Genomic DNA, 15,154 nt, shown 5'->3' on the forward strand with positions numbered 1-15,154 from the left:
CCTGAAGCGGAGTGCTCTATGCTTGGACGCCTCAACCATGTCGCGCTTGCTGTGCCGGATCTGGCCGCGGCCGCTGCTGCTTACCGCAATACGCTCGGCGCCGAGGTGACTGAGCCGCAGGCTTTGCCGGAGCATGGTGTCACGGTCGTGTTCGTCAATGTCGGCAACACCAAGATCGAACTTCTGGAGCCCTTGGGCGAGGGCTCGCCGATCGCCGCGTTCCTCGTGAAGAACCCGTCCGGCGGCATGCATCATCTCTGCTACGAGGTCGGCGATATCCTGGCCGCGCGCGACCAGCTCAAGGCCGCCGGTGCCCGCGTGCTGGGTGACGGCAACCCGAAGCTCGGCGCGCATGGCAAGCCGGTGCTGTTCCTGCATCCGAAGGATTTCTTCGGCACGCTGATCGAACTGGAACAATCATGAGCTGGATTTCGTTCACCGCCCTGTTTTTCGCGACCTGGTGGGTGGTGCTGTTCGTCGTGCTGCCGTTCAGCGTCAGGACGCAGGACGACGATCACGACGTGACGCTGGGCACGGTGGCGAGCGCGCCGCGCGGGCCGCACATGCTGCGCGCCGTGATCCGTACCACCATCGTCACGGCGATCCTCATGGGCATTTTCTATGGCCTGACGCACGGGCTGGGATACAGCATCGACGACCTCTCGCGCGTCATGCCGGATTTCAGCCCGGCAAAGTAGATTTTCGACAGGGTGCTCTGACGACCTGGGTGCGGAGGCGGTCGAGAGGCTGCCATCTTTCGTGATCGCGCGCTGCTGACGCAACGTCATGCAGCTTGGCACCTCACCGCGCTAACCAGATGATTGCACAAAAAAAATGCAAGGCACGAGGCCTTGCAATTAAACGCGTCCGATCTGTTTCCGGTATCCGGCGGCAGCGAGTTACCGCGCCTAGATCGCATCCTCCCAAGACTTTGACCGCGTAGGAGAGCAGATTTTTCTCCGCCCTCTCGGTTATCGCGGCACATTAGCCTAAGCCAAATGACAATGTCACGAAGAATTTTGCCTCGAAACAGGCATTCTCGTGCTGCACTGCACAATAGTATGGCATGCTTTGCTTTTGAAACGGCCAGCCAGGTGCGGCGGAGCCTTCGCGGCATATCTTGAATTGACGCGCGCAAAGAATTGGCGGCCAAATCCGAAGACGTTCTGCTCTCCGCGCAGTCGGCTGGACCCTATTTTGCGACACCGGCCTCGGCCATCGCTTTCTCGACCATGCCGATCCAGCCTTCGTTGGCACCCGGCAGTCGTCCCTGCGATTTCAGGCCCGTCAGCATGGCTAGCGCGGCTTTGAAGTTTGTCGACGAATCAACGCCAGCAACGGCCAGCTTGTATCGGCTGTAGGCGGCGTCCACCGTTCGCTGCGCATTGCCCGGGTCGGCGTGCAATTGCGTGTCGGCGATCACGAAACCGGCCCGGTACTCGGCAGCCGCGCCGCTTTTGTCCCCCTTGCTCATCAGCACATCGCCGATCCGGTTGTGGCCGACTGCAAGGTCGCGCTGCCATTCGGCATTATCGGGGTCGAGTTCGGCCAGATATTCGGCAATGGCCTGCGCGGAACGGTGGTTGGCAAGTGCCCCATCCGAGTTGCCGGCCTCGTTCATGGCATCGGCCACCTTGCCCAGCGCGAGCTCGAGGTCACGCCGCCACAAGGTGTTCCCAGGATCTCGTGCCACCAGCGTCTTCGCGATCTCGACGCTGCGCTGGTAGGGGTCGAAAGCCCTGTCATTGTGCCCGGACAGCCGCTGCACATCGCCGATGGCGTTCAAGCTGACGCTGATGTCGCGCTGGAGCTCACTGTCGTCGGGCTTCTTCTTCGCCAGCGCCTCGGTGATCCGCAAGGCGACTTCATATTCGGCGATCGAACCCTGCAGATCGTTGGTCAGCCTGAGCGCCAGCCCGACCTTGGAATGGCTGACGGAAAGGTCGCGCCGAAAGCCGTCATCGTCCGGTGCTTTCTCGGCCAGGAATTCGGCGACCTTGAGCGCCGAACGGTAATTCGCCAGCGCGCCGGGGCCGTCGCCCGAAATCCGCATGGCGTCGCCGATGCGGTTGAAGCCGACGGCGTAGTCGCGCAGATAGCCAAACGTAGGCTCCTTTTCGAGGATCGCTTTCATCGTGGCGAGCGCCTGCTGGTAAAGCGCGATCGCGCCGGCTGTATCCCCCATCGCCTTCCTGACGTCGGCGACCTTGTTCTGAGCCACGACAAGATCGCGCTGATGGTCGATCTTGCCAGGCTCGGCGGCCGCGCGTTTCTCAGCCGACCGGACCATCGAATCATAGGCTCTTCCGGCTTCCTGCAAATGACCGACGGTCGTTTCCAGGGTGCCGATAAACTCCCAGGACAGTGTCTGCTGGTAGCGCGCCTCGTCCGGTATTTGGAAACCCTCGACATCGGCGTAGAGCGCCACGGCCTTGCGGTAGTCCTCGATGGCGAGGTCGTAGCGCAATTGCGCCTGCGAGGCACCGCCGGCAAGATAATGCGTCGTCGCCTCCGACAGCGTACGTTCGATGAAGCGGTTTTTCAGATCGTCGCGCGATTTGCCGTCGATATCAGCCGCCTTGCCAAGCAACGCGCGGGCCTCGTCGAACGAGCCGAGTGCCAATTGCGCCTCGGCCTGTTGGCGCAGCGCCGTCACTTCCGGATCGGAGGAGGCGAAGTTGCGCAAATCGGCCCGCACCTTGATGAACGCGTCGGCCGCTTCCTGGAGTTTTTGCTGGCGCTGCCTTGGTGCCATCGCCTTGCCGTCGGAAGTGATGAGCGCGGCGTAGAGTGGCGCCAGCGGCATGTCGGCATTGGCCGCCACCGTCTCGACCTCGACGCGCAGGTCCGGCGTGACATCGGCCATGGCGAGCAGCAGCCGATCGCGCTCGGGCAGGGCGTCCTTGCTGGCTTGCGCGGCGAAGAAAAGCCGCGGCAAGCCGCTCTCGACATAAGGAAGCTGCTTGCCGCGCGAGAGGTCGTAGACCTGCTGCTGCACCAGCGTCAGCACGGAGCGTATTTCCAACCCGTCAGTGGGCAGGAACCTAGCCAGTGCGGCGGAGAATTCGGAGTTGCCGGACGCGCCGTCAGAGGCTGTCTGTCCGGGCGCCGCGGAAAAGGCGAACAGCACGTTTTCCGCGCGGCCCATGCGTCCGAGCCCCGGCTTGGCCTCGGCTTTCACCTCTGGCGCGATGGAGATCACGCCGCGCCCTTCGCCGGATTTGCCGACCGCGGATTCGCCACCCTCGGATTGGCCGAAAGGATCGTTGCGGCAAGCATCAAGCACGACAAGACCGATCTTGCCGACCGCGGTCACTGTCTCGCGCACCTCTTCGAGCGGAAGGGTGGTGGCCTTCAGCCGGTTCAGCGAAGACGGATCGGCATCGACCGGCAGAAGACGGTTGTCGCCGGCGATCTCGACGCCATGGCCGGAGAAGTAGATCAGCGCGACATCCGCGCCGGCCGCGTCGTTGCGGAAATCCTCCAGGGCGCGGCGCATGCGCTTCAGGTCGCGGTTCGCTTCGGTGGTGACGTCGAAGCCGAGCTTTTGCAGGGCGGATTCGATCGTGCGGCTGTCGTTTACCGCATTCTTCAATGGGCGCACATTGCGGTATTCGTCGGCCGCGATGATGAGCGCGACCCGCCGCTCGGCATGTGCCGCCGAGACGAAAAAGATCGCCAGGATGATCGACAGGAAAAACCGCAATGACCGATCCGCCCCAAGCGCACAGCGTCCCACGGCTTTTCAACTCAGGCAAGCCGGCGCGAAATGATCCAGAAACTCAAGGATTCCGGGCATGAAGGCGTCAATGTGCCGCCATGGCCGGGTTCCCATTCCGTCATGAAATGGCTATGAAGCCGGGTCAAGCAAGCCTGCGTCGCGCCGATTCTGGCGTGGCCGTTCTCATTCACGGACCAGTCCATGCGTTTGTCGCGCTATTTCCTGCCCATACTCAAAGAAAATCCTCGCGAGGCCGAGATCGTCTCGCACCGGCTGATGCTGCGTGCCGGCATGATCCGCCAGCAGGGGCAGGGCAGTTTTTCCTGGCTGCCACTAGGCAAGCGGGTGCTGGACAAGGTCTGCCAGATCATTCGCGAGGAGCAGAATCGAGCCGGCGCGCTGGAGATCCTGATGCCGACAATCCAGTCGGCCGACCTGTGGCGCGAAAGCGGTCGCTATGACGATTACGGCAAGGAGATGCTGCGCATCAAGGATCGACAAGATCGCGACATGCTCTACGGTCCAACCAACGAGGAAGTGGTCACCGAAATCGTCCGCGCTTACGTCAAGTCCTACAAGGACCTGCCGCTCAATCTCTACCACATCCAGTGGAAGTTCCGTGACGAGGTGCGGCCGCGCTTCGGCGTCATGCGCTCGCGCGAATTCCTGATGAAGGACGCCTATTCCTTCGACCTCGATTTCGAAGGCGCCAGGGCGGCCTATAACAGAATGTTCGTGTCCTACCTCAGGACGTTCACGCGCATGGGCCTGCAGGCGATACCGATGCGGGCCGATACCGGGCCGATCGGCGGCGATCTCAGCCACGAATTCATCATTCTAGCCGACACCGGCGAGAGCCAGGTCTATTGCGATCGCAATTATCTGTCGCTCGAGGTGCCTGGCGAAAACACCGACTTCGCCAATGACGCCGAGATATCGGACATCGTCAAGACGTGGACGACGCCTTACGCCGCCACCGACGAGATGCATGACGAGGCGGCGTGGGACAAGCTTGGCGAAACCGACCGGGTCTCGGCGCGGGGCATTGAAGTCGGCCACATCTTCCATTTCGGCGACAAATATTCCAAGCCGATGGGTGCCAAGGTGACCGGGCCCGACGGCAAGGATCATTTCGTTTCCGGCGGCTCCTACGGTATCGGCCCGTCACGGCTTGTCGCGGCGATCATCGAAGCCAGCCATGACGAGAACGGCATCATCTGGCCCGACGCCGTGGCGCCGTTCGACATCGGCCTGATCAACATGAAGGTGGGCGACACCGACTGCGACCGCGTCTGCGACGAGCTTTATGCCGCCTTCGCAGCCAGCGGCAAGGATGTGCTTTACGACGATACCGACCAGCGGCCGGGCGGCAAATTCGCTACCGCCGACCTGATCGGCTTGCCCTGGCAGGTGATCGTCGGGCCGCGCGGCGTGGCTGCCGGCGAGATCGAGATCAAGAATCGCAAGACCGGCGAGCGCGAAACGCTTCCGGTGGCCGATGCGAAAAAACGCTTCGGTGCTGCCACATGAGCGAAGTGGCGGCGGCAAGATCGGCGGGCGCCGGCCCGTTCTCCATCTTCGAACGCACGGTAGCGTGGCGCTATTTGCGTTCGCGGCGCAAGGAGACGGTGATCTCGGTCATCGCCTCCATCTCCTTCCTCGGAATCATGCTTGGCGTGGCGACGCTGATCGTCGTCATGGCCGTGATGAACGGGTTTCGCGCGGAGCTTTTGACACGCATTCTCGGCGTCAACGGCCATTTGATCGTGCAGCCGCTCGATTCGCCGCTCGAGGATTACGCCCAGGTCGCCGGCCGCATCAACGGGGTGCCCGGCGTCAAATACGCCATCCCGCTGATCGACGGCCAGGTGCTGGCGCAAGGCAATGTCGGCGGCGGCACCGGCGCGCTGGTGCGCGGCATACGCGGTGAGGATCTCGGAAAGATCGCTATCGTCGCCAACAACATCAAGCAGGGCTCGCTCGCCAATTTCGATAGCGGTGAGGGTGTCGCCATCGGCAAGCGCATGGCCGAGAATCTCGGCCTGACGCTCGGCGACACCATTACGCTCATCTCGCCCGACGGCGACGTGACGCCGATCGGCACGACGCCGCGCATGAAGGGCTACAAGATCTCCGCGATCTTCGAGGTCGGCATGTCGGAATATGACACGTCCATCGTCTACATGCCGTTCTCCGAAGCGCAGCTCTATTTCAACATGGACGGCCGCGCCCAGACGATCGAGATCTATGTCGACAATCCCGACAATGTCGACGCGCTGAAACCGAAGGTGGAGGAGGCGGCACAGCGTCCGATCGACATGGTCGACTGGCGCCAGCGCAACGAGACCTTCTTTTCCGCCCTGCAGGTCGAGCGCAACGTCATGTTCATGATCCTGACGCTGATCGTGCTGGTTGCGGCGCTCAACATCATTTCCGGACTGATCATGCTGGTGAAGGACAAGGGGCACGACATTGCCATCCTGCGCACCATGGGCGCGTCGCGCGGCGCCATCCTGCGCATCTTCCTTATGACAGGGGCGGCGATCGGCGTCACCGGCACGCTTGCCGGTGTGCTGCTCGGCGTCGTCATCTGCACCAACATCGAATCGATCCGGCAGTTCTTCTCCTGGATGACCGGCAAGGTGCTGTTCAATCCGGAGCTCTATTTCCTCAGCCAGCTGCCGGCGAAGATGGATCCGCGCGAGACGACCTATGTCATCATCATGGCGCTCGGCCTATCCTTCCTGGCAACGGTATTTCCGGCATGGCGGGCCGCCCGCCTCGATCCGGTCGAAGCCTTGAGGTACGAGTAGTGGCTGAGGTCATTATCGAGCTGAAGAGCGTCGAGCGGCACTATGTCCAGGGGCCGCGCAAGCTCACCATCCTGAACGGCGCCGATTTTTCGCTGAGACGCGGCGAGATGGTGGCGCTGGTGGCGCCCTCCGGCACCGGCAAGTCGACGCTGCTGCACACGGCCGGCCTGCTGGAACGCCCCGACGCCGGCGACGTGATCCTGTCCGGCCGCGCCTGCGGGCGGCTATCCGACGATGAACGCACGTCGATACGCCGCAACGATGTCGGCTTCGTCTACCAGTTCCATCATCTCCTGCCGGAATTCACGGCGCTGGAAAACATCATGATGCCGCAGCTGATCAAGGGGCTGCCACGTAAGGAGGCGACCGAGCGCGCGGCGCAGTTGCTCGACTACATGCAGATCGGCAAGCGCGCTTCGCACCGGCCGTCGGAACTCTCCGGTGGTGAGCAGCAACGCGTTGCCATCGCTCGTGCGGTTGCCAACGCACCGCTGGTGCTGCTGGCCGATGAGCCGACTGGCAATCTCGATCCGGTCACCGCTTCCTATGTGTTCGAGGCGTTGGAGGCACTGGTTCGGCAATCGGGTCTCGCGGCGCTGATCGCCACCCACAATCACGAGCTGGCATCACGCATGGACCGGCGTGTCACGCTCGCCGACGGCAAGGTGGTGCCGCTGTAGGCCCGTCTCTCCGAGAGCCACTCAGGCTTAGAACCGCCAGTGAGAATTCAGTGCGATCAGGGCGGAAGAGATCGCGATCATCCCTAGGATGAGCAGCCAGGTTACAAAGTTGCGAGAGAGGCGCCACTGGCGGCCCTGTCTCATGCGCTTTCGCCAGCGATCAGCTTGATTGGCGCCTCGTGTTGCCCCACGTCCATTGCTCGGTTGAGTGCAACCAGGCGCAACGGGACGATGGCGTCGCCCGACATCTTCCTGACCTGTTGATAGGCGCCGAGCCGTCAACCTTTTCTTAACCTTGCGGATCTGATCGCCCGCAGATTCCGGCTGCGCCTGGATTCTGTTCGTTGACATTGAAACAAAATTAGAACAAATTGCGAACATATCAACAACAGGAGAGAGTTATGACCGATCTGGTTCAGGATGTCATCTCACTGGTTTGCATGAGCGCGTTTCTGGTTTCCATGGCGATCTGGATCGGAGCGATGTGATTTGGCGGCTCTCGCCGCCTTGGTTTCCGCCGGCGAAAACCGCTCCGCCGTTAAGTCTTTCTTGCCGCCGTGACGCTAGGGTGCGTTTCCGAGGCAGGGAGCAAGGTCCAGGTGTCGCCCATCGTCACGGCCATTCTGGTGGCCAGCAATCTCGGGCTGATCTTTCTCTTGATGACCGCGCCGCTTGGTTTGCGCACGGTCAGGATGAACCGCTTGATCGCCATGGACCGTGAGCGCCTCTGGCAGGCGTTGTGGCCGCTTGGCAGCGATGCCGGATGGTCCGGCGAGATCCTCTCGGCGCAGCCGCTGGACGGGGATGGTGTGGCCCGTATCATGCTGTCGTGGGAAGGCCGCGACGGCAAGCCGATCGAGCGCCGGGCTCGTTTTGACGATGTCGTTGAGGGCAGCCGCTTCTCGATGCGCGTCCTCGATGATACCGCGCTCGATGTCTCGTTCTGGAAAGACTATCGCGAAACGGCCGAACTCGTCTCCGAAGGCAGCGGCACACGCGTGACGCTGGGCCAGACGGATCGTTACCGCGGTGTTGCCTTTCTGGTGTTCCGTTATTTCGCCATGCGCCGCGAACTGTCCAAGCTGCAGCGCTGGGCTGTGACCGGGCAGTATCGCAAGGGCGGCTGGTTCGAGCATCCGCTGAGCCAGGTCGGCTTTGCGGTGCTGTCGGCACTGATCCTGTGGCCGTTCTTCGGTCTCCATCTCGGCGGCCTGGCGCTGGCCGCGATCCTGACCTCGGTGGTCGCGCTGCACGAGCTCGGCCACATGGCGGCGTTCCGGCTGATGGGCCACCGCAAGGCGCGGATGATCTTCATCCCGCTGCTCGGCGGCATCGCCATTGGCGGCCGGCCCTACAACAGCCGCTTCGAGGTAGCCTTCGTGGCTCTGATGGGGGCGGGCTTCTCCGCCTTCCTGGTGCCGATCGTTATTGCCGCCAGCGCGTTTGCGAGCGGCGAGGGGCACAAGGCCGCGGCCGCTCTGCTGGCGGCGCTGGCAGGCTGTGCGGCCCTTTTCAACATCGCCAATCTGGTGCCTGTGTGGAAGTTCGACGGCGGCCAGGTGCTGCGCCAGATTTGCCCGGGGCCGGTGGCGCTGGCGCTGGCCTCGTTCTTCCTGCTTTCGGCGTTCCTGGCGGTGGGCTGGCGGGCCGGCTTTTCATCCAGCTTTCTGCTCGCGACGGGCGCGGTCTTTTCAGTCCTCAGCCTGCTGACGATGGGCAGCGGGGTGAAGCCGCGACACGAGCTGGAGCCGATCCGCACAGTCGACCGCTTCGCCATCGCCGGTGCGCTGCTGGCAGTGTTCGTCATCCATGGTTGCGGAGTTTTGTGGGCGTCGGCGCAATTGTTTTTGGCTTGAGTTGAACCTGGAAGGTTCAACCGGTCTTGCGAGCGACCTCGGCAGGCAAGGCCGCCGCGGGACCGAACACATCCTCGAAGGCTGATTTCAGCGCCAGATCAAGGTCGGCCATGCCGACGGGAAGGCCAAGGTCGACGAGGCTGGTGACGCCGTGATCCTGGACGCCGCACGGCACGATGCCGCCGAAATGGGAGAGATCCGGCTCAACATTGATGGCGATACCGTGAAAGCTCACCCAGCGCCGCAGCCGAATGCCGATTGCCGCGATCTTGTCCTCGGCCCGCGATCCATCCGGCAGAGCAGGGCGATCCGGCCGCACCACCCAGACGCCAACCCGGTCCTCGCGGCGCTCGCCATGGACGTTGAAGGCGGCGAGGGTGCCGATAATCCACTGTTCGAGCGCGGCGACGAAAGCGCGCACATCCTCGCGCCGCCGCTTCAGGTCGAGCATGACATAGGCGATCCGCTGGCCAGGCCCATGATAGGTGTATTCGCCGCCGCGCCCGGCCGCGAAGACCGGAAAGCGGTCAGGCTCGATCAGGTCCTCGATGCGGGCGCTGGTACCGGCGGTGTAGAGCGGGGGATGTTCGACCAGCCAGACCATCTCGCCGGCGGCCCCGCCGCGGATCGCCTCGGCGCGCGCCTCCATGAAGGCCAGCGCATCGGGGTAAGCCGTAATGCCAGGCTCGATGCGCCACTCGACCGGCGCCGAGCCGGGCATAGGCAGGAACGACGTGGCAATCTGGCTGCGTTCTGTCATGATTTTCGTTTTTTCGTTCGTGCACGTCACGGTCCCGAAACCGTTTCGCTGTTCTGGGCGACATGCATCGCCTTCCATATGGCGATATCGGGCGCAAACGTCCAGTTCCTGCCCTGCTTTCCTATCCTGTGGACCATTGTGCCAATCGCCCTGAGATTATTGCGTGCCGCGCACTTGTTTCGCCGGAAACGATTTGCTACACGCCGCGAGCCGGTCGGTTCCGGCTCCTACCACGTGCGGTCGTGGCGGAATTGGTAGACGCGCAGCGTTGAGGTCGCTGTGGGGCAACCCGTGGAAGTTCGAGTCTTCTCGACCGCACCAACATCTTTCTGAAGCAAGCCTTCGGACGCCCCGCCGGCAATCTGTCGGTCATCAGACGCTCGTGCAACTGCTGGCCCTCCAACAAGGGCTGCACCTTCGGTCCATTCGGCAGATCGACGGTCACAATTCGATCTTGCCGCCCATCACCAGATTTCCAGAACCGTCTGCCTTCCGAGAGTACAGATTTCCGTGCCGTCCAACGTCGACGTTGTCGATCACCGCGCGGCCACAACCGCGGGAGGTCAATCGACGACTTCTCCTTCCAGATCATCCCCTTGCCTCCGGCCGCCGTCAGAGCGGCGAAATTCTCGGTAGCGGCCAGGCGATAGGCCGTGATGTCGATGGAACAGCTTCGAAAATGCGGTTGCGGTCTCATAGCCGACACGGGCCGCAATCCGTGCAATCCCCTCGTCGCTTGTTTCGAGCAGAAATGCGGCCTCCGACATCCGGCGCGAGATCAGATAACGGTACATGGATTCGCCAACGAGCTTGGTGAAGCGAGCCGAAAACGCCGACCGGCCAAGTCCCACGCTTTGCCCGAGCTCGCCAAGGGTCCAGGGCCGGTCCGGTCGTTCGTGAATCAACTGAAGCGCCGGTCCTATGTGCGGGTCCGCCATCGCCCCCAGCCACCCGCCTTCTCCGGGGCGGAGCGACTTGATCCAGCTTCGCAACACCTCAACGAAGAGCACTTCGGTCAGGCGTGAGAGCGCGACGCCTTGTCCGGGACGCTCGAGCGCCGCCTCGCTCACCATGCGTTGCAGAATCGCCTCGAGCCATCCGCCATCTTCCGTCGGCTTCAGGAGAAGAACTGGCGGAAGCAATTCCAAAACGCTGCCGCGCGAGGGCCGTGCCACAGCGAAATTACCACAGATCATCGTCGCGAGCGGCTGCTCTCCGCCTCCGTGACGAACGAGGCCAAGACGCCCGGCTAATCGATCGATGTCGAAAATCGGTAACGGCTCCGCCCGGCTGTCCGAGTAGATCACATGGGGCTCGCCACGCGTGACGACAACAAAGTCGCCCTCGTTCATGTGGAGCTCTCGTCCCTGTTCGAGCGCGAGGGTAGCCGAGCCACGGCTGAGATAGTGGAACAGGGCGTAGGGGCGCTGTGGCAACGCCAGATTCCAAGGATGGCCGAGCTCGAAGTGGAACAGCAAGGTTCCGCCGAGACGAACTCGATCGAGCACTTCAGCGAGGATGTCCATCCTCCCGATCTTAATACGACGGACGATCAGACACAATATTCGGACGATTGAGGCCTAACGTCCGAGAGCTCCACGTACTAGGTGATCTCAAGGCGAGGCGACAGGTCGCGCGGCAAACCATTTCGCAAATCGGCAGATGGAAGATCCGGAACTCTGCCTACACGCCTTCCCCGGACCGCGTCGTCCGTGATCTCAACAGGAGCAATCAATGCGAAATCTTCTACTCTCGGTCGCCACCGTCCTCATGGCCGGAGCAGCAGTTGCGGCCCCCGCCCAATCGGCTCAACTGCCGAAGGGGGCGGCTCACAATATCGTGCTCGTCCATGGTGCATTCGTCGACCAGACGAGCTGGCAGCCGGTTGCCGATATCCTCACGAAGAAGGGGTATAACGTCACGCTCGTCGAAAACCCGCTCACCTCCCTCGCAGCGGACGTCGATGCCACCAAACAGGCGCTCGCCAAACTGAACGGCAAGACCGTTCTCGTTGGCCACTCCTGGGGCGGCGTTGTCATTACGCAAGCAGGTGACGATCCGAAAGTCTCGGCGCTCGTATATGTCTCCGCATTCGCTCCCGACGTAGGGCAATCACTGGCGATCCTGGCACAGAGTGGTCCGGCAACCGAAGGCGGCGCGGCGATTCATCCCGACGAAAAGGGCAACCTCTACATCGATCCCAAAGTGTTCCCTTCGGCAGTCGCGGCTGACCTTCCTCCGGAGATCGCCGAATCCCTGGCAAACCATCAGCTCCCGTTGAACCACACAGCGTTCGAGGCTCCGGTCGATACGGCAGCCTGGCACGACAAGCCAACGTTCTATGTGATCAGCACGAAGGACAAGGTCATCGCACCCGAGGTCCAGAACATATTCGCCGAAAGGATGAAGGCCCAGACGACGGAGGTCGCCGGCAGCCATGCCTCCCTGGTCGTCCACGCCAAGGAAGTCGCCGCGGTGATTGAAAAGGCCGCACTCGTGAAGTGACGATACCGCTCCCGGCACCTTCGTGCCGGGAGCACCACGCGTGCTCGACGGACCACGGAATGGCTTGGACCGCGAGCGGCTCAGACCTAGCCAAAACCCCGCCAGCTACTCCCATTCAATTATTTGATGCCAAGCATCCGGAGGATGACATGACTGAGTCCGACCCTGGGAGCCATGACGCCGCCACGCTAGAAACGGCGCCCACCCGATACATCGAAGGCGGCGGAATCCGTTTCGCATATCGCCGCCTTGGCCCATCGACCGGAACGCCGCTGGTTCTCCTGCAGCATTTCTCGGGCAACATCGATGCATGGGATCCCGCCGTCGTGAATGTCCTGGCCGCCGATCGCCCGGTGATCGCTTTTGACAACGCCGGCGTCGGCCGCTCTACAGGCCAAACGCCGGACAATATCGGGGCAATGGCTCGAGACGCGGTCGCTTTTATCAACCTGCTCGGCCTCTCCCAAGTCGACCTGCTGGGCTTTTCCCTCGGCGGCTGCGTCGCGCAGCAGATCGCCGCCGAGCATGGAACGCTGGTCCGCAAGCTCATCCTCGTCGGCACCGCTCCGAAGGGCGGAGAGGAACACCTATTGGCGGTTCTGCAAGACGCGTTTTCCCAAACCGAGGCGCCGGACGTTCGCCTGCCGCTGTTCTTCACGAAGTCGTCCGCCAGCCAGTCGGCCGGCCTGGCGTTCCTGAAACGGGCGAAGGTGCGTAAGGAAGATCGGGACACCGATAATGGCGGCGCGGTGACGGATCCACAGGCCAAGGCGCTTATTACCTGGTGCGCCACACCTGATCCCGAGCACACCATTCTGCGCGCCATCCACCAGCCCGCCCTTGTGGTGAGCGGCAACCACGACACGATGCTGCCGGCGGACAACGCCTACGCAATGTTCAAGGCGCTAAGCAGCGCCCAGCTGATCCTCTATCCCGATTCCAGCCACGGCGCCCTGTTTCAGTACCACGAATTGTTCGTCAGCCACGTCCGGACCTTCCTGGAAGCCTAATCGGCGGTGCACAATCCCGGCGCGATCGGTCGCGCCTTTCTTCTTGAGAGCTGTTGCGGAGAAAGAAATGACAATCGCAAAGGTCGAGGTTGAGCGTTTCAGCCTGACGTGTTCCAAACCATTCGACGCCGTTGTGGCCGCGCTCAAGTCAGCGGTCGGGCAACCTGCCATGGTCGAAATTTTTCAAGGCGACGAGGGCTGCAAATTCCTTCTCGGATTTGGAGCGCGTTGTGCAAAGCGGCCTAGGTCGAACAGGTCTCATGCTTTTCGCGGAATTCGACTTGGGCGCCATTCTGCGCCGCGAAACTGGAACCGAGACTCCCAAGAGCATGCGCTTCCTGGTGGGCAATCCACTGATCATGAAAGAAATGGTCAAGCACGTTCCCGATGCTGGATCTTACGCTCCGGTCACAGTCCTTGTTGATGAACGTCTCGATGGCGTTCATGTCTCCTACGACAAAATGGAGAGTTGTCTGCTTCCTTATGGCAGTTTGGAGGCTCTTGCCGTCGCTCGCGATCTTGATGCGAAAATCACAACCCTGCTACGCGAATGCGCGCACTAAGCTCATGGTGACGCCTCAGGCGACAGGTTACGCCCACGCATTTGGGCCATGACATAACATTGGCACTGCCGCCGGGCTTGGCACGCCCGGTACGGCGCTGGAGTTTCAATTCTCGGCGAGCGGCGCCCGGCAAGGGTGATCGCCGGCTCTCCCTATGACCCGGAAGGTTCGCGCGGGCGTATGTGACGGCCTCCCAACGCGGAGAGGCGCGGAAATCACGCAGCCTTCTTCATCCGCGCCAACGTATCCGCCACCACTTCGCCGAAGGACGACGGTGTCGGCACGATCACGACGCCGGCCTCCTTCAGGATCTCGACCTTCTCCTGCGCCGACTCGCCGAAGGCCGAGATGATGGCTCCGGCATGGCCCATGCGGCGGCCTTTGGGGGCGGAAAGGCCGGCGATGTAGGCGATCAGCGGCTTGCGCATGTTGTCGCGCGCCCAGATCGCGGCTTCGGCTTCCTGCGGTCCGCCGATCTCGCCGATCATCACCACGGCGTCGGTATCCTCGTCGCGCTCGAAGAGCTGCAGTATGTCCTTGAAGGACGAGCCGTTGATCGGGTCGCCGCCGATGCCGACGCTGGTCGAAACGCCGATGCCCAGCGCCTTCATCTGCGAGGCGGCCTCGTAGCCCAGCGTGCCGGAACGGCCGACGATGCCGACGCGTCCAGGCAGGTAGATGCTGCCCGGCATGATGCCCATCAGCGCCTGTCCGGGCGTGATGACGCCGGCGCAGTTTGGCCCGATCAGCCGCATGCGGTCCTCGAAGCGGTAGCGGCGCATGTAGCGCTTGACCTGCATCATGTCCTGCGAGGGGATGCCGTCGGTGATGCAAACGCAGAGTTTTATCCCGGCGTCCGCCGCTTCCATGATCGAATCGGCGGCGAAGGGCGGCGGCACGAAGACGATGCTCGCCTCGGCGCGGGTCTCGCGCACCGCGCCCTTGACCGTGTTGAAGACGGGCAGGCCGAGATGTGTCTGGCCGCCCTTGCCGGGCGTGACACCGCCGACCAGCTTGGTGCCGTAGCGCTTCATGTCCTCGGCGTGGAAACTGCCGATCTTGCCGGTGAAACCCTGGACGATAACGCGGGTGCTGCGGTTGAGCAGGATTGCCATTTTTTAGACCTCCCTAGCGCATGATGCCGAAAAGTGTGAAGCGGTTTTCGCGGACAAAGGTTTCCGTCTGTCCAGGCATCATGCTCTATCTGTTTGATTTTAGAGACGGATTCAGATTTCAGGCCGTTCGA

At 62.4% G+C, this 15,154-nt stretch carries 12 protein-coding genes, 1 tRNA gene and 1 pseudogene; 10 read left to right on the forward strand and 4 right to left on the reverse strand.

The annotated features are described in order from the left end of the window. Positions 1 to 18: 18 nt before the first annotated feature. Both mce and EB233_RS16610 read left to right on the forward strand, forming a co-directional pair. Positions 19 to 423 carry a methylmalonyl-CoA epimerase gene (mce, locus tag EB233_RS16605; RefSeq protein ID WP_064988286.1) on the forward strand — a complete coding sequence of 135 codons (405 nt, stop codon included), beginning with the start codon at positions 19 to 21 and terminating at the stop codon, positions 421 to 423. Then, a complete protein-coding gene (locus EB233_RS16610) occupies positions 420 to 698 on the forward strand; it encodes a DUF1467 family protein (RefSeq protein WP_064988287.1) in 279 nt (92 codons plus the stop codon). The genes mce and EB233_RS16610 overlap by 4 nt, the downstream gene beginning before the upstream one ends. A 494-nt stretch (positions 699 to 1,192) precedes the next feature. Here the strand turns inward: EB233_RS16610 and EB233_RS16615 are convergent, their stop codons facing one another. Continuing rightward, on the reverse strand, positions 1,193 to 3,706 hold the full coding sequence (locus EB233_RS16615; RefSeq protein WP_064988288.1) for a caspase family protein: 2,514 nt from the start codon (positions 3,704 to 3,706) through the stop codon (positions 1,193 to 1,195). A gap of 216 nt (positions 3,707 to 3,922) precedes the next feature. On the opposite strand from EB233_RS16615, the gene proS reads away from it, so the two are divergent. The 4 genes from proS to EB233_RS16635 all read left to right on the forward strand — a co-directional run bounded on the left by proS (position 3,923) and on the right by EB233_RS16635 (position 9,070). Beyond that, positions 3,923 to 5,251 (forward strand): proline--tRNA ligase, encoded by a 1,329-nt coding sequence (proS, locus tag EB233_RS16620; RefSeq protein ID WP_064988289.1) that lies wholly within the window; start codon positions 3,923 to 3,925, stop codon positions 5,249 to 5,251. Next, positions 5,248 to 6,534, forward strand: coding sequence for a lipoprotein-releasing ABC transporter permease subunit (locus EB233_RS16625; protein WP_064988290.1), 1,287 nt, complete (start codon positions 5,248 to 5,250; stop codon positions 6,532 to 6,534). The genes proS and EB233_RS16625 overlap by 4 nt, the downstream gene beginning before the upstream one ends. Then, a complete protein-coding gene (locus tag EB233_RS16630) occupies positions 6,486 to 7,214 on the forward strand; it encodes an ABC transporter ATP-binding protein (RefSeq protein ID WP_171892239.1) in 729 nt (242 codons plus the stop codon). Before EB233_RS16625 ends, EB233_RS16630 begins: the two co-directional genes overlap by 49 nt. A 599-nt stretch (positions 7,215 to 7,813) precedes the next feature. Beyond that, positions 7,814 to 9,070 (forward strand): peptidase M50, encoded by a 1,257-nt coding sequence (locus EB233_RS16635; RefSeq protein ID WP_064988291.1) that lies wholly within the window; start codon positions 7,814 to 7,816, stop codon positions 9,068 to 9,070. Between the two features lie 16 nt (positions 9,071 to 9,086). Here EB233_RS16635 and lipB read toward each other — a convergent pair whose 3' ends face one another. Then, a complete protein-coding gene (gene lipB, locus EB233_RS16640) occupies positions 9,087 to 9,830 on the reverse strand; it encodes a lipoyl(octanoyl) transferase LipB (protein ID WP_064988292.1) in 744 nt (247 codons plus the stop codon). Between the two features lie 236 nt (positions 9,831 to 10,066). Here lipB and EB233_RS16645 point away from each other — a divergent pair. Next, positions 10,067 to 10,151: transfer RNA gene (locus EB233_RS16645), tRNA-Leu, on the forward strand. Between the two features lie 242 nt (positions 10,152 to 10,393). On the opposite strand, the gene EB233_RS16650 is transcribed toward EB233_RS16645, so the two are convergent. Continuing rightward, positions 10,394 to 11,356 carry an AraC family transcriptional regulator gene (locus tag EB233_RS16650; protein WP_064988293.1) on the reverse strand — a complete coding sequence of 321 codons (963 nt, stop codon included), beginning with the start codon at positions 11,354 to 11,356 and terminating at the stop codon, positions 10,394 to 10,396. Between the two features lie 208 nt (positions 11,357 to 11,564). Between EB233_RS16650 and EB233_RS16655 the strand changes: the two genes are divergently transcribed. The 3 genes and pseudogenes from EB233_RS16655 (at position 11,565) to EB233_RS32265 (ending at position 13,908) form a co-directional block, all read left to right on the forward strand. Further along, complete coding sequence (locus tag EB233_RS16655) at positions 11,565 to 12,335, forward strand: alpha/beta fold hydrolase (protein ID WP_064988294.1); 771 nt, start codon at positions 11,565 to 11,567, stop codon at positions 12,333 to 12,335. 149 nt (positions 12,336 to 12,484) lie between these two features. After that, positions 12,485 to 13,345, forward strand: a complete 861-nt coding sequence (locus tag EB233_RS16660; protein WP_064988295.1) for an alpha/beta fold hydrolase — start codon at positions 12,485 to 12,487, stop codon at positions 13,343 to 13,345. Between the two features lie 67 nt (positions 13,346 to 13,412). Next, a pseudogene (locus EB233_RS32265) lies at positions 13,413 to 13,908 on the forward strand (DUF302 domain-containing protein). A 215-nt stretch (positions 13,909 to 14,123) separates the two neighbouring features. On the opposite strand, the gene sucD reads toward EB233_RS32265, so the two are convergent. Further along, positions 14,124 to 15,023, reverse strand: a complete 900-nt coding sequence (sucD, locus tag EB233_RS16670; protein WP_027051270.1) for a succinate--CoA ligase subunit alpha — start codon at positions 15,021 to 15,023, stop codon at positions 14,124 to 14,126. Between the last annotated feature and the right edge of the window lie 131 nt (positions 15,024 to 15,154).

Origin of the sequence: Mesorhizobium erdmanii, assembly GCF_013170725.1 — a bacterium.
Classification (GTDB): Bacteria; Pseudomonadota; Alphaproteobacteria; order Rhizobiales; family Rhizobiaceae; genus Mesorhizobium; species Mesorhizobium erdmanii.